This window comes from Candidatus Thiopontia autotrophica (assembly GCA_014384675.1).
Classification (GTDB): Bacteria; Pseudomonadota; Gammaproteobacteria.
Genome location: JACNFK010000027.1, coordinates 47,283 through 67,380 on the forward strand (window position 1 = coordinate 47,283; position 20,098 = coordinate 67,380).

Annotated in this window: 23 protein-coding genes; 19 read left to right on the forward strand and 4 right to left on the reverse strand. The window is 48.9% G+C overall.

Going from position 1 to position 20,098, the window contains the following annotated elements; translation table 11 throughout:
- From gshA to H8D24_05360, 9 genes are read left to right on the forward strand one after another with little or no spacing between them, the layout of a single operon-like run.
- Positions 1-1,308 (forward strand): glutamate--cysteine ligase, encoded by a 1,308-nt coding sequence (gene gshA, locus H8D24_05320; GenBank protein MBC8519807.1) that lies wholly within the window; start codon positions 1-3, stop codon positions 1,306-1,308.
- Positions 1,305-2,249 (forward strand): glutathione synthase, encoded by a 945-nt coding sequence (gene gshB / locus H8D24_05325; GenBank protein MBC8519808.1) that lies wholly within the window; start codon positions 1,305-1,307, stop codon positions 2,247-2,249. The genes gshA and gshB overlap by 4 nt, the downstream gene beginning before the upstream one ends.
- Positions 2,246-3,289, forward strand: coding sequence for an FAD:protein FMN transferase (locus H8D24_05330; GenBank protein ID MBC8519809.1), 1,044 nt, complete (start codon positions 2,246-2,248; stop codon positions 3,287-3,289). Before gshB ends, H8D24_05330 begins: the two co-directional genes overlap by 4 nt.
- Positions 3,286-3,864, forward strand: coding sequence for a YqgE/AlgH family protein (locus H8D24_05335; GenBank protein MBC8519810.1), 579 nt, complete (start codon positions 3,286-3,288; stop codon positions 3,862-3,864). Before H8D24_05330 ends, H8D24_05335 begins: the two co-directional genes overlap by 4 nt.
- Entirely contained in the window at positions 3,857-4,294 is a 438-nt protein-coding gene (gene ruvX / locus H8D24_05340) for a Holliday junction resolvase RuvX (protein MBC8519811.1), read from the forward strand. The genes H8D24_05335 and ruvX overlap by 8 nt, the downstream gene beginning before the upstream one ends.
- Positions 4,281-4,799 (forward strand): bifunctional pyr operon transcriptional regulator/uracil phosphoribosyltransferase PyrR, encoded by a 519-nt coding sequence (gene pyrR, locus H8D24_05345; GenBank protein ID MBC8519812.1) that lies wholly within the window; start codon positions 4,281-4,283, stop codon positions 4,797-4,799. The genes ruvX and pyrR overlap by 14 nt, the downstream gene beginning before the upstream one ends.
- A gap of 5 nt (positions 4,800-4,804) precedes the next feature.
- The gene (locus H8D24_05350; protein ID MBC8519813.1) at positions 4,805-5,779 is read left to right on the forward strand and encodes an aspartate carbamoyltransferase catalytic subunit; all 975 of its coding nucleotides are present in this window, start codon (positions 4,805-4,807) and stop codon (positions 5,777-5,779) included.
- On the forward strand, positions 5,776-7,041 hold the full coding sequence (locus H8D24_05355; GenBank protein ID MBC8519814.1) for a dihydroorotase: 1,266 nt from the start codon (positions 5,776-5,778) through the stop codon (positions 7,039-7,041). The genes H8D24_05350 and H8D24_05355 overlap by 4 nt, the downstream gene beginning before the upstream one ends.
- A complete protein-coding gene (locus H8D24_05360; protein MBC8519815.1) occupies positions 7,031-7,900 on the forward strand; it encodes a dihydroorotate dehydrogenase electron transfer subunit in 870 nt (289 codons plus the stop codon). The genes H8D24_05355 and H8D24_05360 overlap by 11 nt, the downstream gene beginning before the upstream one ends.
- A gap of 13 nt (positions 7,901-7,913) precedes the next feature.
- Here the strand turns inward: H8D24_05360 and recQ are convergent, their stop codons facing one another.
- Positions 7,914-9,728 (reverse strand): DNA helicase RecQ, encoded by a 1,815-nt coding sequence (gene recQ / locus H8D24_05365; protein MBC8519816.1) that lies wholly within the window; start codon positions 9,726-9,728, stop codon positions 7,914-7,916.
- Between the two features lie 80 nt (positions 9,729-9,808).
- On the opposite strand from recQ, the gene H8D24_05370 reads away from it, so the two are divergent.
- The 6 genes from H8D24_05370 to H8D24_05395 are packed head-to-tail and all read left to right on the forward strand — an operon-like array spanning position 9,809 to position 14,599.
- Positions 9,809-10,489 (forward strand): YggS family pyridoxal phosphate-dependent enzyme, encoded by a 681-nt coding sequence (locus tag H8D24_05370; GenBank protein ID MBC8519817.1) that lies wholly within the window; start codon positions 9,809-9,811, stop codon positions 10,487-10,489.
- A complete protein-coding gene (locus H8D24_05375; protein MBC8519818.1) occupies positions 10,486-11,274 on the forward strand; it encodes a hydroxymethylpyrimidine/phosphomethylpyrimidine kinase in 789 nt (262 codons plus the stop codon). The genes H8D24_05370 and H8D24_05375 overlap by 4 nt, the downstream gene beginning before the upstream one ends.
- 4 nt (positions 11,275-11,278) lie before the next feature.
- Positions 11,279-11,908: a thiamine phosphate synthase gene (locus H8D24_05380; GenBank protein ID MBC8519819.1), complete on the forward strand. Its 630-nt coding sequence runs from the start codon at positions 11,279-11,281 to the stop codon at positions 11,906-11,908.
- Between the two features lie 51 nt (positions 11,909-11,959).
- Positions 11,960-13,240 (forward strand): glutamate-1-semialdehyde 2,1-aminomutase, encoded by a 1,281-nt coding sequence (gene hemL, locus H8D24_05385; GenBank protein MBC8519820.1) that lies wholly within the window; start codon positions 11,960-11,962, stop codon positions 13,238-13,240.
- Positions 13,241-13,248: 8 nt separating this feature from the next.
- Positions 13,249-13,692, forward strand: a complete 444-nt coding sequence (locus H8D24_05390) for a hypothetical protein (protein MBC8519821.1) — start codon at positions 13,249-13,251, stop codon at positions 13,690-13,692.
- The gene (locus H8D24_05395) at positions 13,682-14,599 is read left to right on the forward strand and encodes a S49 family peptidase (GenBank protein ID MBC8519822.1); all 918 of its coding nucleotides are present in this window, start codon (positions 13,682-13,684) and stop codon (positions 14,597-14,599) included. Before H8D24_05390 ends, H8D24_05395 begins: the two co-directional genes overlap by 11 nt.
- A gap of 2 nt (positions 14,600-14,601) precedes the next feature.
- Here the strand turns inward: H8D24_05395 and H8D24_05400 are convergent, their stop codons facing one another.
- Positions 14,602-15,225: a UbiX family flavin prenyltransferase gene (locus H8D24_05400; protein ID MBC8519823.1), complete on the reverse strand. Its 624-nt coding sequence runs from the start codon at positions 15,223-15,225 to the stop codon at positions 14,602-14,604.
- Complete coding sequence (gene mpl / locus H8D24_05405; GenBank protein MBC8519824.1) at positions 15,222-16,568, reverse strand: UDP-N-acetylmuramate:L-alanyl-gamma-D-glutamyl-meso-diaminopimelate ligase; 1,347 nt, start codon at positions 16,566-16,568, stop codon at positions 15,222-15,224. The genes H8D24_05400 and mpl overlap by 4 nt, the downstream gene beginning before the upstream one ends.
- 79 nt (positions 16,569-16,647) lie before the next feature.
- Between mpl and H8D24_05410 the strand changes: the two genes are divergently transcribed.
- From H8D24_05410 to H8D24_05425, 4 genes are all read left to right on the forward strand, one after another.
- On the forward strand, positions 16,648-17,469 hold the full coding sequence (locus H8D24_05410) for a zinc ABC transporter substrate-binding protein (GenBank protein ID MBC8519825.1): 822 nt from the start codon (positions 16,648-16,650) through the stop codon (positions 17,467-17,469).
- Complete coding sequence (locus H8D24_05415; GenBank protein ID MBC8519826.1) at positions 17,469-18,227, forward strand: ABC transporter ATP-binding protein; 759 nt, start codon at positions 17,469-17,471, stop codon at positions 18,225-18,227. Before H8D24_05410 ends, H8D24_05415 begins: the two co-directional genes overlap by 1 nt.
- A gap of 19 nt (positions 18,228-18,246) precedes the next feature.
- A complete protein-coding gene (locus tag H8D24_05420) occupies positions 18,247-19,101 on the forward strand; it encodes a metal ABC transporter permease (protein MBC8519827.1) in 855 nt (284 codons plus the stop codon).
- Between the two features lie 221 nt (positions 19,102-19,322).
- Positions 19,323-19,481: a hypothetical protein gene (locus H8D24_05425; GenBank protein ID MBC8519828.1), complete on the forward strand. Its 159-nt coding sequence runs from the start codon at positions 19,323-19,325 to the stop codon at positions 19,479-19,481.
- Between the two features lie 117 nt (positions 19,482-19,598).
- Here H8D24_05425 and H8D24_05430 read toward each other — a convergent pair whose 3' ends face one another.
- Positions 19,599-20,087 (reverse strand): YchJ family protein, encoded by a 489-nt coding sequence (locus H8D24_05430; GenBank protein ID MBC8519829.1) that lies wholly within the window; start codon positions 20,085-20,087, stop codon positions 19,599-19,601.
- Between the last annotated feature and the right edge of the window lie 11 nt (positions 20,088-20,098).

A 20,098-nucleotide genomic window follows, 5' to 3' on the forward strand; every position in this document is an offset into this window, starting at 1 on the left:
ATGTTTACATCAGATTCTCCAGTTCCAAACCTCACAACTGCTCTGACTGGGCCACTTCGGGAGATTGAATCTCACCTGCTGGAGCGACAGCCTCAGATTGAGACCTGGTTTCGTAGTGAATGGAAGAAAAGTGCCGCCCCTTTTTATACCTCAGTAGACCTGAGAAATGCCGGTTTCAAACTGGCGCCTGTGGACACCAATCTATTTCCTGCTGGGTTCAACAACATCAATCCGGCATTTTTTCCGCTATCGGTACAGGCAATTCAGAGTGCAGTGGAGCGTGCCTGCCCTACTGCCTGCAATATTCTTCTCATTCCAGAGAACCATACCCGCAATACCTTCTATCTGGAAAGTCTGGCAACACTGAGAAAGCTACTCCAGCATGCCGGTTTTGCCGTTCGTATTGGCTCCCTGATAGAGACACTGGAGTATCCAGAGACAATATCACTACCATCAGGCGCAGATATAACTCTGGAACCTATTCAGAAGAGCGGGAGCAATATACAACTGGAAGGCTTTGTTCCTTGCATCATTCTACTGAATAACGACCTCTCTGATGGTATTCCCGAAATACTACAGGGTGTCGATCAATCAATTATTCCTCCTCTCGAACTGGGGTGGAACAACCGAAGAAAATCAGACCACTTTCAACACTACAATCAGGTAGCCAACGAGTTTGCTGCACAACTGGATATTGATCCATGGCTGATCGACCCACTGTTCGAGAAATGTGACTCCATCGATTTCAAGAATCGCGAAGGAGAGGAGTGTCTGGCTGCCCATGTTGACCATCTGTTAAAAGAGATCCAGAAAAAATATGACCAGTATGGTGTGGATCTGCCCCCCTTCGTCCTGGTCAAGGCAGATGCCGGCACCTATGGAATGGGAATAATGACTATCCACAATGCCAGTGAGGTTCATGAACTGAATCGCAAGCAACGCAACAAGATGGCAAAAAGCAAGGGGGGGCAATCGGTTACTGATGTGATTATCCAGGAGGGCGTATATACATTTGAGACCATTGGAGAAAATCAGGCCGTTGCCGAGCCTGTTGTCTACATGATGGATCACCATGTAATTGGCGGCTTTTATCGAGTACACACCTCAAGAGGAGCGAATGAAAATCTCAATGCACCAGGCATGCACTTTGAGCCACTCTCATTTGCAAACCCACTCAATCTGCCAGACCATACCCAGGAACCTGATGCAGAACCAAACCGTTTCTATGCCTATGGTGTAATTGCACGACTCGCAATGCTGGCTGCCGCAAGAGAGATTCATGAAGTTATTGGAGGAGAGAACGCATGAGGATTGGTATTGTTATGGATCCAATTCAGACGATCCACCCATACAAGGATAGCAGCCTTGCCATGCTGCTTGAGGCCCAGAAACGGGAGTGGGAGATCCACTACATGGAGATGGATGACCTCTTTCTGGAACAGGGCACAGCCATGGGACAGACTCATCTACTTCAGGTTATGGATGACATGAAGCAGTGGTATGTTCTGGGGGAAAAACAGGCCATGCCGCTATCAAATCTTGATGTTATCCTGATGCGGAAGGACCCTCCATTTGATAGAGAATATCTATACGCTACCCACATTCTGGAACTTGCAGAACGTGATGGCGCCATGGTGGTAAACCGCCCACAAGCTCTGCGTGACCTCAATGAAAAGCTTGCTACATCATGGTTTCCAGAACTCTCTCCTCCCTCTCTGGTAACCAGCAACGAGGCACGTATCAGACAGTTTCTTGATGCACATGAGGAGATCATCCTGAAACCACTCGATGCCATGGGTGGGACATCAATATTCCGTCTTCGTTCAGGCGATCAGAATACCGGGGTTATTATCGAGACAATTACAAATAACGGATCAAGTTACGTAATGGCACAACGCTTTATTCCGGAAATTACAGCAGGAGATAAACGCATCCTGATGGTTGACGGAGACCCTATTCCATATGCTCTGGCACGTATTCCGGCTGAAGGTGAAAATCGCGGCAACCTTGCTGCTGGTGGGCGTGGGGAAGGTATTCCGTTGTCAGAGCGGGACTTGGAGATTGCCCAAAAAGTCTCTCCTCTTCTGCAAGAGAGAGGCCTGCTATTTGTTGGCCTTGATGTTATCGGTGACTGGCTCACCGAAATCAATGTCACCAGTCCAACCTGTATCAGAGAACTTGATAATAAGTACGATCTGAATATTGCAGGAGATCTTATGGATGCAATTGAGCGGAGACTGGGACAATAAAATTCCGCCTGACACTATCCTTTTTCACACTTCTCATACTTACTGGATGCGAACGAGCGCCGGAAGTTTACAGAGATCAGTTCCTTGCCTTTGGAACCATTGTATCCATCTCTATCTGGGACAGCAGCGAGGAGCAGAGCCTGAAAGCCAGCAGAGTGATTCGTGATGACTTTGCCGCAATGCATGACACCTGGCACGCATGGAAAAGGGGCGGCCTGCTAAGTGAGATCAACCAGGCCTTTGCGGACGGTGCTCCAATTCAGATTGCATCTGAGGCATCCTCGCTATTAAAGAAGACCGCCCTCCTCTCCCGTCAGAGTGGAGCTCTTTTTAATCCGGCAATTGGCAACCTCATTGCGCTCTGGGGGTTTCATGGTGAGGAGTGGAGCGGGCCACCCCCTTCTCAAGAGGAGATAGATATTCTGATACAAAACAGTCCATCAATGGATGGTCTCCAGTTCAATAATGGAACAGTCAGTAGCAACAACAGGAATATCAAAATTGATCTGGGAGGTATCGCAAAAGGCTATGCCGTAGACCGCGCCATAACCAAGCTCAAATCTCTAGGCATCAAAAACGCCATAGTAAATACAGGTGGTGACCTACGTGCCATAGGGAATAGAGGGGAAAGCGCATGGAGCATTGGTATCCAATCGCCAGATGGGAAAGGTGCAATAGCCTCTATTAATCCACAAAATGATGAATCTATCTTCACCTCTGGCGACTATGAGAGGATGTTTATCTATGCAGGCAAGCGTTATCATCACATTATCACCCCGAAGACAGGTTGGCCTGCAACAGGAGCCCGCTCTGCCACCGTCATCCCCTCTGACGCCATGGTTGCAGATGCTGCAGCAACCGCCATGTTGATTGCCTCACCAGAAGAGCGATCAATGGTTGCAGCTCAAATGGGTATTAGGTATGTTTTGGTTATTGGTGAGGATGGTATTTTTTACATGACTACAGAGATGCAGGATCGTCTTCATTTCCAGCAAGATACAACACCCAAAATACGGCAACTAAATTACAAAAACCCATGAGCCACAAAGTAGATAGCAAAGAGAACTACCTTAGCAACCACCTGCTGATTGCCATGCCTTCACTGCAAGACTCAGGGTTTGACCATACCGTATCACTTATCTGTGAACACAATGAGGAGGGGGCCATGGGGTTTGTACTCAATCGCCCCACCAACCTGCATATAGGTGAACTATTTGCACAGATGGATATAACAGTCACTGCTCCACTAGCAAAAAACAATCTGCTGCATAATGGTGGCCCGGTTCAGCCTGATCGTGGCTTTGTGATTCATACCCCGGTTGGTAATTGGGACTCCACTCTCGAGGTTACACCAGAAATTGGAATTACCGCATCCAGTGATATTCTGGATGCCATTGCAACCGGCAAGGGGCCAGAAAAACATATCGTCACTCTTGGTTATGCTGGATGGTCCGGCGGACAACTGGAGCAGGAGATCAGTGAAAATAGCTGGCTCAGTGTTCCTGCAGACCTCCAGCTGATTTTTGATACCGATGATGCAAAACGGTGGGAATCATCTGCTGGCAGAATCGGGGTTGATATCTCGTCACTTACCACAGAAGCGGGACATGCCTGACCACACCCTGCTGGGCTTTGATCTTGGGACACACCGTATTGGGGTTGCCATTGGTCAGGAGATCACAGGATCAGCCCGACCCCTTACTACCATCCATCGCAGCAACAGAAATGCTGATTGGCAACAGATTAAGGGGCTTATTCATGAGTGGGGAGTCACTGCTGCAGTCGTCGGGATTCCTCTGGATATGGATGGAAACGAGCAGGAGATGAGCCGGCTCTCAAGAAAATTCAGTAATCAGCTACGTGGCAGATTCAACCTGACTGTATATGAAATCGATGAAAGGCTGACCTCAGTCGAGGCAGAGTCTATAATTCGTTCAAATAGCGGAAACCGACGACCAACCGAAGAGCGTGATATCGATGCAGTCGCCGCAACCCAAATACTACAGAGCTGGCTAAACAACCAGAATAGAGATGAATACAATTGACATAGATACCCTTTCGGTAGATGCACTGATTAGCCAGATGGCTGATCAGTTGCACCAACAGCTTGGAGACCAGCTGGAGAGTGCGCACCTGATAGGAATACACACTGGTGGAACCTGGGTCGCAGAACAGCTGCACAAAGAGTTAAACAACCAACATCAAATGGGGGAACTCAATATCTCATTCTATAGAGATGACTTCACCCAGATCGGTCTCCACCCTCAAGTGACCCCTTCCAACCTACCTTTTGATATTGATGGAAAACTGATTATTCTGGTTGATGATGTGCTCTTCACTGGTCGCACCATACGTGCCGCGTTGAATGAGATATTCGACTATGGAAGACCTGCAAAAGTACTCCTCGCAGTACTGGTAGACAGAGACGAACGAGAGCTTCCGATACAAGCAGATATCACTGGAGTCAATATTCATGTACAATCCGCGCAGCAAATCAAGCTCAACGGGCCGGTTCCACTGGAACTAAGGATTCAGCAGTCAGGAGAATGAGATTTATGTCGAGAAATATACAGCTCGACTCCAACGGAAAACTCCACCACTTCCTCTCTATTGAGGGGCTGAACCGTAATCTCCTTACAGAAATACTAGACACAGCAGAACACTTCACAAGTGTAGGCAACCAGACCGCCAAGAAGGTTCCTCTGCTCCGCGGCAAAACCATTGCCAACCTCTTCTTCGAGCCCAGCACCAGAACACGCACTACCTTTGATCTCGCAGAGAAGAGACTCTCGGCAGACGTCCTAAATATAAATATAAACACCTCTGCAACCACCAAGGGCGAGACCCTTCTCGACACCCTGCAAAACATGGTTGCAATGCAGATCGACATGTTTGTAGTACGCCATGCAGCCAGTGGTGCAGCACACTTTGTGGCACAGAATGTTCCCAACCATATCAGCGTAATCAATGCTGGTGATGGACGTCATGCACACCCTACCCAGGCAATGCTTGATATGTTTACTATCCGCAGACACAAGGAAGATTTCACCCGTCTACGGGTCGCCATTATTGGTGACGTAATGCACTCACGAGTAGCGCGCTCGCAGATACATGCACTTAATACACTTGGGTGTCCAGAGGTTCGGGTTATTGCACCACGCACACTTATCCCATCTCATGTGGAGGACCTGGGCGTACACGTTACTACCAACATAGAAGATGGTCTAAACGATGTTGATGTAATCATCATGCTACGTCTGCAAAATGAACGGATGAGTGGCGCACATCTACCGAGCAAAAAAGAGTACTTCCAATACTACGGCCTTACCGAAGAGCGACTCCAGCTGGCTGCTGATGATGCAATCATCATGCACCCTGGGCCAATGAACCGTGGAGTGGAGATCGACAGCACTGTCGCAGACAGCAGCCATTCCGTCATTCTTCAACAGGTAACAAACGGTATTGCTGTCCGCATGGCTATCCTCTCAATGGCCATGCAGAGCCAAAGCGGACAGGGAGGCGAACAGTGAACATCCTGATCCAGAATGGGCACATCATTGACCCAGCCAATGGTATAGACCAGATCGGTGATATCCGGATCTCGGAGGGCAAGATTATCTCTGCCACAGAGGATTTCCAGGCTGATAAAACAGTTGATGCCAGCAATCTTATTGTCTGTCCTGGGCTGGTGGATATGCGTGCCCGGCTACGTGAACCAGGACAAACCCATAAAGGAACAATAGAGAGTGAAACCCGTGCCGCCGCCAGTGCCGGGGTTACAACACTATGCATACCGCCAGATACCCAGCCGATCATAGATACGCCTGCAGTCATTGAATTGATTCGTAACAGGGCAAAAGATTCTGGATACGCCTCCGTCATCCCTCTTGGGGCGTTGACTCACGGGCTTGACGGAGAGCACCTAAGTAATATGGGCGCACTGAAAGAGGCGGGATGTGCCGGTGTCTCCAATGCACAATCACCAATCAGCAACTCTCTGGTAATGCGACGAGCACTAGAGTATGCAGCAAGCCATGAGCTGACGGTTTTCCTCCACTCGGCAGACCCGTGGCTAACCAATAGCGGATGCGTACACGAAGGCACTGTAAGCACCCGTCTAGGTTTACCTGGAATTCCTGATGCAGCAGAAGCTGCTGGAGTAGCACGCGACCTGGTTCTAATTCGTGAGACTGGTGTACGTGCCCACTTCTGCGGCATCTCCAGTCTCCGTGCTCTGCAGATGATTGAGCTTGCACAGAAGAGTGGGCTCCCGGTAAGTGTTGATGTTGCTGTTCACCACCTCTACCTTACCGAGATGGATATTGGTGAATTCAACAGCCTCTGCCATGTACTGCCCCCACTACGCACCGAACGTGATCGTGCAGGCCTGGTCAATGGAGTACTCTCATCAACCATTCAGGCCATCTGTTCCGACCATCAACCCCATGATGAGGATGCAAAAGCTGCCCCATTCGAACAGACAGAGCCCGGCATAAGCAGTGTTGAAACCCTCTTGCCACTCACACTCAGACTTGCCAAAGAGCATGATATATCCATCTCTGACGCCATCTCCATGGTAACCAACCGGCCTGCCGAGATCCTGGGGATTGATGCAGGAACACTTGGTGAAGGCAGAAGCGCCGATATCACCATCTTTGACCCAGAGGCATGGTGGACGGTTACAACTGAAAGCCTGCAAAGTACAGGAAAGAACAGCCCCTTCCTTAACTGGGAGCTTCAGGGCAGAGTTACCCATACCATAATGGGTGGAAATATAGTTCATGAATCCTGATCGAAACTCTATCTTCAAGGAAGAGACAACCATCCTTGAGCACCTCCACCTGGATGGTGATCAACATATCCTCAAGCTCAAGGCGCCTGAGATTGCCTCCAGGGCCATGCCTGGTAGTTTTGTACATGTAGAGTGTGGGCCACAATTTACCCTGCGCAGACCTATATCCATAATGCGTGCAAACAAAGAACAAGGAACCATAGAGTTACTCTACAAAAAACTTGGCAAGGGAACTGCAGCACTGGCAGAGATCGAGACTGGTGAACCACTAAGTCTACTAGGCCCTATTGGAAAACCATTTGCCCCCCATCCGGAACGAAGTCGCCCACTTCTTATTGGTGGTGGTGTCGGCATGCCGCCAATGGTATTTATTGCCGATTCACTGCAGAGTGAGTCCGCCTACAAACCATTTGTAATTCTTGGCTCAGAAGTACCCTTTCCGTTCCCGGTAACCCCCTCACAGATAGTCATTCCTGGAATGCCTGATGGTGTTATCGGCTCAATGCCACTACTGGAGGACTGGGGCATTCCAAGTCGACTATCCAGTCTACAGGGCTATCCTGGAACTCATGATGGATATGTAACAGATCTTGCCAGACACTGGCTTAACTCACTTTCAGATGAAGAGCGCAATCAGGTCGAGCTCTTCAGCTGCGGCCCTCATCCAATGCTGGAGGCAGTTGCCAAACTGGCAAAAGAGTACAACCTGCCATGCCAGGTATCACTTGAAGAGTTTATGGCCTGCGGAATTGGCGGCTGTGCCGGCTGCGTTGTGCAGATTGAAACACCGGAAGGGCCTGCCATGAAACGGGTCTGTGTGGATGGTCCTGTGTTTGATGCAGCCACCGTGTTTGCCTGACAGTTAGCTCTGATTAAGTCACAACAGTAGATTTTGACTCGATGTAATCGGCAATCTCACCCAGAAATATCTCACCGTACTTATACATCTTCTTCTCACCAACTCCGTTGATCTCAAGGAACTCACCTCTATTTTTTGGAAGGTGTATGGCCATCTGAGTCAGAGTTGCATCTCCAAAAACCATAAATGGCGCAATCCCCTCTTGGTTTGACAGATCCTTGCGAAGATCTCTTAATAGTTCAAACAACAGTTCATCTCTACCCTCAACAGCAACTGCCAGTTTTTTCCTCTTTTTGACCTTCTCTTTGAGTCTTGGTTTGGCCAACTCTAGCTTCTTCTCCCCTTTCAGAATCGAACGTGCATCTTGTGTAAGTTTTAATACGGAGTAGTTGGCTATATCCTGAATAAGGTAGCCTCGATGAATAAGCTGCCTAAACAGGCTTGTCCACTCTGCATCACTACGATCCCCACCAATACCGTATGTGGTGAGCTCATTATGGTGAAGATTTCTGATACGCTCGTTATCCATTCCTCGTAGCACATCCACCACATGGCGCATTCCATATCTCTGTCCTACACGATAAACACAAGAGAGTGCTTTCTGCGCATCTACAGTGGCGTCATAACACTCCGGCGGATCAGAACATACATCACAGTTCCCACAATCTTTACCGAGTTCTTCACCAAAGTAGTTGAGCAACACCCTACGCCTACAGGTAAGTGTCTCTGCAAATGCAATCATGCTGTTCAGTTTGTGGGTCTCTATTCTCTTCTGCTCCTCATTTTGGCTATTTTCCACCAGACGTCTAGCCATCACCATATCCTGCGCACCAAACAGCAGTAGCGCCTCCGCAGGCAGGCCATCACGCCCTGCGCGCCCGGTCTCCTGATAGTATCCCTCAATATTTTTTGGCAGATCGTAGTGGACCACAAAACGAACATCAGGCTTGTCTATACCCATTCCGAAGGCAACTGTCGCAACCACCACATCGATCTCATCCCTCATGAATTTTTCATGGGCCTCTTGCCTTCTGGCTGCTGGAAGACCAGCATGGTATGGATGCGCACGAAAACCTGCCAACTGTAGTTTATCTGCAACCTCCTCCACCCTTTTTCGGCTAAGCGCATAGACAATTCCTCTGCTTCCATCGACACGACTCAAAAAGGCCTTGAGCTGATCAAATGGCTTGCTCTTCTCCAGCGCACTGTAACGAATGTTTGGCCGATCAAAACCGGTTACATGAACCTTTGACTCTTTCAGACGAAGACGGTGAATAATGTCCCTGCGGGTCTGAGGATCAGCTGTGGCAGTAAGAGCAACCATTGGGATTCTCGGAAACTGCTCTCGTAAATGTCCCAGCTGCACATATTCCGGTCTGAAATCATGCCCCCACTGGGATACACAGTGTGATTCATCCACCGCAAACAGTGAGATATCCACATCTTTCATTCTTGCCAAAAAACCGGCGGACATGATTCTTTCTGGTGCTACGTACATTAGATCAAGCTCACCCGCATGAAAACGGGCAATGGTCTGGCGTGAATCTGCCTCATTTAGTGATGAGTTGTAATATGCGGCCTCTACGCCATTTGCCTTCAGTGCATCCACTTGATCTTTCATTAATGAGATAAGCGGGGAGATTACGATAGCTGTACCAGGAAATATCAGTGCCGGAATCTGGTAACAGAGAGACTTTCCTCCACCGGTAGGCATCAGGATAAAAGCATCGTGCCGTGAGAGGACATCACTGATGATCTCTTCCTGGTGGGGACGAAATTCACTGTATCCAAATACGGTCTGAAGAATATCTTTTGGGGTTTTATCCACGAACTGGGGCCTGTGATTTACTGAACTGGTAATTATAGTGGAATCTGAAAAACCAGATACTCCACGTTATACTCCGCAGTATGGCCATTAGGGATCAACTTGACCAAATTCACCAGAGAATTGATGGTGCCGCAAAACAGTATGGACGCCCCCATCAATCTGTAAAGTTGCTTGCCGTCAGCAAGACAAAGCCTGCCACAATGGTGCACAAGGCCTATGATGCCGGACAGCGTGATTTTGGAGAGAACTATCTGCAGGATGCCCTGGAGAAAATCGATGCACTACCGCTCGATGATATTGTCTGGCACTTTATTGGTGCCATTCAATCCAACAAGACCAAGACCATAGCTGAAAATTTTGACTGGGTACATGGAGTAGATCGTCTGAAGATTGCGCGCAGGCTTGGTGAGCAGAGACCTTCTGCCAAAGAGCCCATCAATATCTGTATCCAGGTAAATAGCAGTGGTGAGGAGAGTAAATCCGGAGTCTTATTCAGTGAACTTCCCAGTCTGGCAAAGGAGATTGGCAAACTGCCCGGGATCAGATTGCGTGGCCTGATGACTCTGCCTGCACCATCCAGCAGTCTGAATGAACAGCGCGTACCTTTTCGGCAACTTCATGATGCAATGGTGCAACTCAACGAAGATGGGCTCTCTCTTGATACCCTCTCGATGGGCATGTCTGGAGATATGGAGGCTGCAATTGCCGAAGGTGCAACAATAGTGCGTATTGGTACCGATATATTTGGTGCCCGACAATGAGGCCGACGATATTGGTCTTTGGTGGCCACGACCCAAGCGGTGGCGCCGGGATTCAGGCAGATATTGAGACTATCGGATCACTCGGTGGTCATGCTGCAACTGTCATAACTGCACTAACAGCACAGGATAGCCATTCAGTAAAAGCTGTAGAGCCAGTCTCTCTGGATCTGTTTATTCAGCAGGCTCGGCTCTTGCTGGATGATATGTCGATGCAGGCGATAAAGATCGGAATGGTCGGCTCCATAGAGATCTGTGAGGCAATTCATACTCTATTAACTGAACACTCTGATGTCCCGGTTATCCTTGACCCTGTTCTGGCAGACGGTGGCGGGGGCTACCTCTCAACTGATGGCGTAGCTGAGGCTATATCTACCCTTTTGATCCCGCTTGCTACTGTTGCAACCCCAAACCGCAAGGAGCTGATGCAGTTGGCCCCTGATGGAGACACTCTGCAGGCCAGTGGTGCTGAGCTCATCTCTATGGGTTGTGAATATCTGCTGATTACAGGAACTGACAACCCCACAGCTGACGAAGAACCTGACAAGGTTCACCATCTGCTGATGAACAGGGATGGAATAAAAGAACTCTTTCAATATCCTCGGCTTCCCAATAATTATCATGGATCCGGATGCACTCTGGCATCATCTATTGCCACAGGTATAGCTGCTGGAGAAAATGTAGATGAGGCAGTTGTCAGGGGATTGGAGTTTACCTGGAATAGTCTGAATAACAGTTTTCACCCGGGTAGCGGACAACATTTTCCAGATCGGTTTCGTAGCAAATAGATAGATGAAACAAAAACTATCCGGCCTCTACCTTATTACTGACCGCCGCCTTACTGACAAGGCTGGTCTTGTCCCTGCAGTGGCAGAGGCAATTCAGGGGGGCGTAAGTATTGTTCAGTACAGAAACAAGCACGCAAACAGAGAGCGCAAACTCTGGGAAATATCGGACCTTGCCACTCTCTGTCGCCCTCTCGGCATCCCGCTTATCGTTAATGATGATACCGATCTGGTAATAGAATCAGGTGCTGATGGCGTCCACCTTGGCAGTGATGATGGCTCAGTCGAAGAGGCACGAAAATTACTGGGAAATGAGGCTATTATTGGAGTCTCCTGCTACAATTCGTTCGATAGCGCACGGATGGCCGCAGAACAGGGGGCTGACTACATAGCCTTTGGCAGGTTCTTCCCCTCACAGACCAAGCCGGATGCAGTTCATGCAACAACTGAGGTGCTGACACAAGCCCGCACAGAGTTGCAGCTGCCGATCGTCGCAATTGGAGGAGTAGATAGCAGTAATGGCAAATCACTGATTGATGCAGGGGCAGATATGCTTGCTGTAATTAATGCTGTTTTGGGCGCTACAAATATCCAGCAAGCTGCCCAGGATATTGCCAACCTGTTTGATACCAAATAGATTCAGGAAAATTTTCGAAAGAAAAACAGACACAAGGAAGAGTATAAAGTTATGACCCGTTCACATGACCTTTTTGAAGAGGCCCAGCAACATATTCCTGGTGGAGTAAATTCACCTGTTCGCGCATTCAGAGGTGTTGGTGGAGATCCTGTCTACATCCAGAGAGCCGAAGGGGCCTATATCCATGATGAAGATGGTAATCGTTATGTTGATTATGTTGGATCATGGGGGCCAATGATCCTGGGGCATGCACACCCTGACGTTGTAAAAGTTGTACAGGATGGTGCAGCAAATGGTCTGAGCTTTGGTGCTCCTACAGAGATAGAAACCCAGATGGCCGAGAAGGTAAAAGAGCTCGTACCATCAATTGAGATGGTGCGTATGGTTAGCTCAGGTACTGAGGCCACCATGAGCGCAATCAGACTTGCTCGAGGCTACACAGGACGAGACAAGATTCTGAAGTTTGAAGGATGCTACCACGGCCATGCTGATTCTCTACTGGTAAAAGCCGGCTCTGGTGCATTGACCCTGGGGGTACCAACCTCACCCGGTGTTCCTGCCTCACTTGCTGAACACACCCTGACCCTGAGTTATAACAACATTGATCAGGTACGTGAACTCTTTGCCGAGGTTGGCAGGGAGATAGCCTGTATCATCGTGGAACCTGTTGCTGGAAACATGAACTGTGTGCCTCCTGTTATCGGTTTTCTGGAGGGGCTGCGTGAGGTCTGTGATGAGTATGGAACAGTATTGATTCTGGATGAGGTCATGACCGGTTTTCGTGTAAGCCTTGGTGGCGCTCAGGGCAAACTTGGCATTACCCCAGACCTGACCACACTTGGCAAAGTTATTGGTGGTGGAATGCCGGTTGGCGCATTTGGTGGCAAACGCGAGATCATGGAACATCTGGCTCCACTTGGTCCTGTCTATCAGGCTGGGACCCTATCTGGCAACCCTCTGGCGATGGCGGCAGGACTGAAGACTCTTGAGTTGATCTCTGCTCCCAACTTCTTTGCTGATCTGGAAGAGAAGGTAAAAACCCTGACTGACGGCATTATGGCTGCTGCTGCAGATAATAATATTCCGATGCAGTACAACCGTATCGGCGGCATGTTTGGCCTCTTCTTTACCGAGGATGAGAAGATCGAAAACTTTGACCAGGTTATGGCTTGTGACAGCGAGCGCTTCGGTAAATTCTTCCACGGCATGCTTGATGAAGGAATATATCTTGCCCCATCCGCCTTTGAGGCCGGTTTTGTCTCTGCCGCCCATACTGATAGCGACCTGCAGACAACAATAGATGCTGCGCGCAAGGTTCTGGCGACTTTATAGATATATTTATGGAGTGGTGGCAAGAAATTAGCGGATGGTTTTCGGCCAACGAGGAGCTACTGTTCTGGATCGGAATTGGGTCAGCCATTATGTTGGTTGCCTCAATTGCTGCGCTTCCATGGCTGGTCAGCAGAATCCCTGAGGACTATTTCGACCACACAAAAGAGCCAACGGTAGCCCCCCTCAAGGGACACCCGGCAGCCCGGTTTCTGGTTCATCTGGTCCGTAATCTGATTGGGTTGGTGCTGATCATTGCCGGCATTCTGATGCTATTTCTCCCCGGCCAAGGGCTATTGACCCTGCTGCTGGGAATCATGATGACTCATTTTCCAGGCAAATATCATGTTGAGCAGTGGTTTATCCGACAACCCGGCATTCTGACCGCCATCAACTGGTTTAGAGAAAAGGGTGGCACCGCCCCGCTTATCGTAAAGGAGATCCATGACAATTAATTCAAACGAACTTTCAGCCGCTGTTCATGAGCTCAAGAGAGAGATTCGCAAGGGGCGCTGGTTCAAGAACCTGCTTTATGCATTTGTAATCGGCTACCTGATTCTGTTGATACTGATCTCTGCAGGGGTTATTGATGAGATTGACCCAGGTGAACGTATTGCCACCATCAAGCTGCATGGGGAGATCGGTAGCGACACAATTAACAGTGCGGATAACCTTGCACCAGCCATACGCAAGGCAGCTGAGGACAAGCGAGTCAAACATATTGTGCTTCAGCTTAACTCTCCTGGTGGCACTCCTGCACAGGCAGAACGGCTTTGGCAAACTATTCGCACCGTAAAAAAAGAGAACCCGGAGAAAAAGATTTACGCCACAATTGACGAGCTCTGTGCATCAGCCTGTTACTACATCGCCAGCGCTACTGACGAGATTCATGCAACAGAGGTCTCTCTGGTTGGTTCTATCGGTGTACGCATGGGGGGCTTCGGTTTTGTGGAGGCGATGAAGGAGCATGGCATCGAGCAGCGTGAGCTTACGGCAGGAGAGTATAAGGCGCTTCTCGACCCATTCTCTCCAAGAAATGAGGAGGCTGAGACTTTTCTCAAAGAGCACGTGCTGACAACCACCCACGATATTTTTATCGATCGGGTAAAAGAGGGGAGAGGAGAAAACCTCTCCACCACAACAGAGCTGTTTAATGGGTTGATATGGGTTGGACAGGAGGCTAAAGGGTTGGGGTTAATTGATGGACACATGTCCACCCATGAGATTGCCGAGACTCTTGATATTGATAATGTGGTCGACTACACCCCCAAGGTTGATCTGTTTGAGCAGTATGCAAACCAGTTTGCCGCAAGTCTCGCCACTGTGTTGAAGGGACAAGCCGCTCCACAGCTAGAGATGTAGGTTTATGTAGTACTCCCCCACCGCTGCACAAAATCCCGCTCCAACCCAAGCTGATCAAGAATTCTTGCCACCACAAAGTCGACAAGATCATCAATACTCTTGGGCTGATGGTAAAACCCCGGGTTGGGAGGCAGAATCGTCACCCCGATCCGTGAGAGCTTAAGCATGTTCTCCAGATGGATGGCAGAGTATGGAGTCTCTCTTGGAACCAGTATCAGTTTCTTGTTCTCCTTTATCATCACATCCGCGGCCCGCTCTAACAGCTGATCACTACTTCCATAAGCTATGGCTGAGAGTGTTCCCATTGAACATGGGCATACCACCATGGCATAAGGAGCACTGCTGCCGCTGGCAACCGGAGAGGTCCACTCGCCTTTTTCAAACAGTGACAACTGCCCCTCCCTGGCACCGAACTTTTCGACAAATAATTTTTGCACATCATGGGAGGCCTCTGGCAATGAAAGGTCGACCTCCATCTCCATAACAATACGCGCTGCATCAGACAGCATCATCCAGACCCGAACATCTGCCGCAATCAACTGCTCCAGAAGGCGCAACGCATAAGCTGCACCTGACGCCCCGGTAACGGCCAATGTAACTGTACTGTCTCTATTCCACTCTGTCACTTCTCGAGTCGCTCCAGTAATTTCTCATGTATGCCGCCAAACCCGCCATTGCTCATAACCAGGATATGGTCTCCCGGAAGAGCCCAATCTGCTACTGACTCTACAATCTGCTCAACAGTTTCAGCTATGGTAACCTGCACTATAGACTCATCCATTGATTTGGCAAGATCCCACTCCAGTGATCCATCATCAACCAGAAAAACCCTGTCTGCACTCTCGAATGAGCCCGCCAGTGATTGTTGATGTACCCCCATACGCATAGTGTTTGAGCGTGGCTCCATAATTGCGAGGATTCGATCCTCCCTCACCTTGCCACGCAGTCCATCAAGTGTCAGTCTGATAGCTGTTGGGTGGTGGGCAAAATCATCGTAGACAGTCACTCCATTCACTGTGCCTTTGACCTCCATGCGACGACGAACATTCCTGAACTCTGCCAGGGCATCAATTGCATGGCGGACCGGTACCCCAGCATGACGTGCTGCGGCTATTGCAGCCAGGGCATTTGATCGGTTATGCCAACCAGTCAGATCCCAGCTCACCTCACCAACAGGTTCTCCCTGCAGTGATACCAGAAAGCGACTCCATGCAGCGTCATCCCTTATGGCATCCCAATCCCCGTCAATTGTCTCTGTCGATGTCCAGCACCCCATATCAATCAATTCATCAACTGCTGTCTCGCCGGCAGGATGGATGATCAGTCCGTTTCCGGGCACAGTGCGTATCTGATGGTGAAACTGTTTCTGGATTGCCGCCAGGTCATCAAATATATCAGCATGGTCAAATTCAAGATTATTGATAATCAGGGTTCTTGGACGATAGTGGACAAACTTGGAGCGTTTATCAAAAAAAGCGGTATCGTACTCATCGGCCTCCACCACAAAAAATGGGGCATTCCCCAACCGGGCGGATACCCCAAAATTCTCTGGCACTCCACCAATCAGAAAGCCCGGGGGCAATCCTGCATACTCCAGAATCCATGCGAGCATGCTTGAAGTAGAGGTTTTACCGTGTGTACCAGATACGGCCAGTACCCAGCGCCCCTGCAGTACATGCTCTGATAACCACTGTGGGCCTGATGTGTATGGAATCCCCTGCTCCAGCACATATTCAACGGCTCTGTTTCCACGGCTCATTGCATTGCCAATCACCACCATATCAGGCGCTGGATCCAGATGATCTGCCTCATACCCCTCCTGCAGAGTAATCCCCGCCTCCTCCAACTGGGTGCTCATGGGAGGGTAAACATTGGCATCAGAACCAGAAACAGTATGGCCTGACGCACGCGCCAGCAAGGCAATGCCGCCCATGAAAGTGCCACAGATTCCAAGAATATGGATATGCATCCCCTTATGTTACCTTATGCGCCATGAACATACTTTATGGAATCCCCAGCTGTGCACCCAGAGATCTGGAGATATTTTTATGATTCGCTCCATTTGGTTAGCTTGCTTGCTGATCCCTACAGTGGCTAGTGCTGTACAGATTCAGGTTTTTACCACTGTCCTGCCGCTCAAGTCATTGGCCGAGAAAATTGGTGGAGAGCATGTAAATGTCACCTCAATGGTAGGCTCAGGAGATGATCCACATACTTTTAGTCCCACTTCTCAACAAATTGCCAGACTGGCACAAGCTGATCTATATATAACTGCAGGAATTGAATTTGAGAAAGCCTGGATGGAGAGGATAAAATCCACCAACTCTGAGATGGAGATTATTGGTGACAGTAATGGCCATGAACATGAACATGAACACGAACACGAACTAGACCCACACCCCTGGACCAGCCCGCTATTAGCCATGAATATGGCTGATACAATTAGCGATGCATTAATCAGGATAGACCCAAACAACCATAAATTTTACGACAAAAACAGGTACTCTCTACAAGCTGAACTCAGCTTGCTGGACCAGGAGATTCAGAAACAGCTAAAAAATCTGAAGCAGAGAAAATTTATGGTTTTCCACCCTGCCTGGGGCCATTTTGCAGAACGGTACGGGCTAACTCAGATCTCAATAGAGCATGAGGGAAAAGAGCCTGGTGCTCGTGCACTCGTAGAATTGATCAGAGAGGCCAGAAAGGAGAAGATCAGGGTAATTTTTGTTCAGCCACAACTTAGCAAGCGTGCTGCTGAACAGATTGCAGATGCAATTGGCGGCCGTGTTGTACCTATTGACCCTCTCTCAGCAGATTACATCAATAATATGAGAAAAATATCCCAACAGCTCTCTGAGACACTGCAGTAATGAAGTCACAAGATCCACTTATCCAGATTAAAGATGTATCTTTCTCCTACGGTACAACTACCGTACTGGAGAAAATTAATCTTGAGGTAAATGATGGCGAGTTTCTGGGCATTGTCGGCCCCAACGCAGGAGGGAAAAGCACTCTGCTTAAACTGGCTCTCGGCCTACTCACTCCACACTCCGGAACAATCAGGATTTTGGGAAAGAGACCTCACAAGGCACGATCTCAAATCGGCTATGTGCCACAATATCCAAGCTTTTCAAAAGAGTTTCCTATCACTGTAGAACAGTTGGTGCTGTTGGGGAGGCTGGGTACAAGCTGCAAACAGGGGTTTCTCCATGCGCTTAAACCGGGAGGATATTCAAGGAAAGATTATCAGGCAACCCGCCAAGCTCTGATAGAGGTCGAGGCAGAGGATCTTGTGCAACGTCAGATTGGGAGCCTTTCCGGTGGACAGCTACAACGTGTGCTACTGGCCAGGGCACTGGTCTCAAACCCATCAATTCTAATTCTGGACGAACCCACGGCAAATATTGATCAACGACTTGAAGGGGACATTTTCGACCTGTTAAAACGGTTAAACCAGCGCATGGCTATTTTGGTGGTATCCCATGATATAGCCTTCATCTCAAGTTATGTTACCCGGGTTGCCTGCATCAACAGAACACTGGTATGCCACCATACAGATGCCATTGATGGCGAGGTTATTCAAAACCTGTACGGTGAAGATGTGCGCATGGTGGCACATCACCATTAGGTTAGTGGAGAGATAAAGCATGAACGAATTCTTCGCTGCCCTTTCTGAATATACCTTTCTGCAATATAGCCTGATTGCCGGGCTACTAGCCAGCATTGGTTGCGGGGTTATGGGAACCTATGTGGTAGTCAAAAGGATTGCGTTCATTGCTGGAGGCATTGCTCACTCCGTTCTTGGTGGAATGGGAGCGGCCATATATTTTGGAGTAGACCCTCTCGCTGGTGCCTTGGGTGCAGCCATCATATCTGCTCTGCTGATTGGATGGATTCGCCTACAGTGGCGTGCTCAGGAAGATACTCTTATTGGAGCCATGTGGGCGATAGGAATGGCGATTGGGGTACTCTTTATCTCCAAAACACCAGGCTATCAGACCGACCTGATGAGCTTTCTGTTTGGTAACATATTGTTGGTTCCAGAATCCAGCCTCTGGTTTATGGCTCTGCTCGATACAGTTCTACTGCTGATTGTAGGTGCATACCACAGACAATTTCTTGCTGTTGCATTTGATGAGGAGTTTGCCAGACTTCGCGGCATTCCAGTTACCTTCTTCTATCTGCTTCTCCTTATCCTGGTCGCAGTGACAGTTGTACTGCTGATTCAGGTGGTTGGGCTGATTCTGGTGCTTGCACTATTGACACTACCAGCCGCAGTTGCGGGGCATTATGTAGACTCTATTGGGAAAATGATGGTGTTGGCCACACTGCTTGGCGGAGCTCTCACTGTTTCCGGACTGGCGCTCTCCTATCAACCAGACCTGCCCGCCGGCCCTACAATTATTCTACTGGCTGGCGCAGTATATGTGCTCTCTGCGATATTTACACAGTCTCGTGCAAAACGCCGAGCACGCTTGGCGGTTGAGGAGGGGCGTGGTTGAGGTTGATATAATCTCAAGACCAGACACCCAATAGTGGAGTTTCTTGGTGCCTGCTCCCAGCGCTCAAAACCGGAATAACGACAGCAATATCCGAGGCAACTACACCAGATATCACACATTAAATATACGTATTTATACGTATGGATGAGACTGCCAGTTACCAGTAGTATGTGACCATACACAAAGCCTGATAGGCAACCGCCACAATGGAGCAGTTGAAAATGGAACAGTTGAAAGAGTTTAGTCTGGTTGAGATGGCCATATGTACAGCCTGCGGAACAGCAATAGGGTTATCAGCTGTAATGATGCTCTTCTTTGTAGCAATAAGCCTGTTCAGTGGAACTACCGTATCCGCAATAGAAACCTTCATGCTTGGATAGTCTCCCAATTGGTAATACAGAGGTTATCGAGTTCTCCTGTCTAATCTTTCGATAATCACTGAGCCAGCATACTGTTTTAACAGTATGCTGGTTTTTTTATCTGCTGTGCCCCATAACTCAACGCCCACAGCACTTCTTGTATTTCTTGCCTGACCCACAGGGGCACGGCTCATTACGTCCCACCTTCTTCTCTTTGTTACGAAAGGTCTCTGGTTTTGGCATATCGCCATCTACATAGACCCACTTTCCATCTACTCTCTTAAACCGGCTAACCTCATGCGCGTAGTGTGTTCCACTCTTGTCCCGGTAACCAGCTTTGAATTCAACTATACCTGTAGCATCACCCTTGTCACCATTAGAGGTCGATATAATCTCAAGTCCAAGCCACTCCGAGTCTTGTGACCACTTCCTGGCTGCATCCAGATCATGGTCAGCTCGATGGTCCGGGTGGAGTGTATTGTGGATATAGTCAACCTCGCCTGCCACGTAAGCACTGTAACGAGAACGCATCAACGCCTCTGCAGTATCTGGAAAGGAGTCTCCCTTCAGATAAGGCTCACAACATTCGCTGTATGGTTTTCCTGAACCGCAATAACAATCACTCATCCTCTCTAATC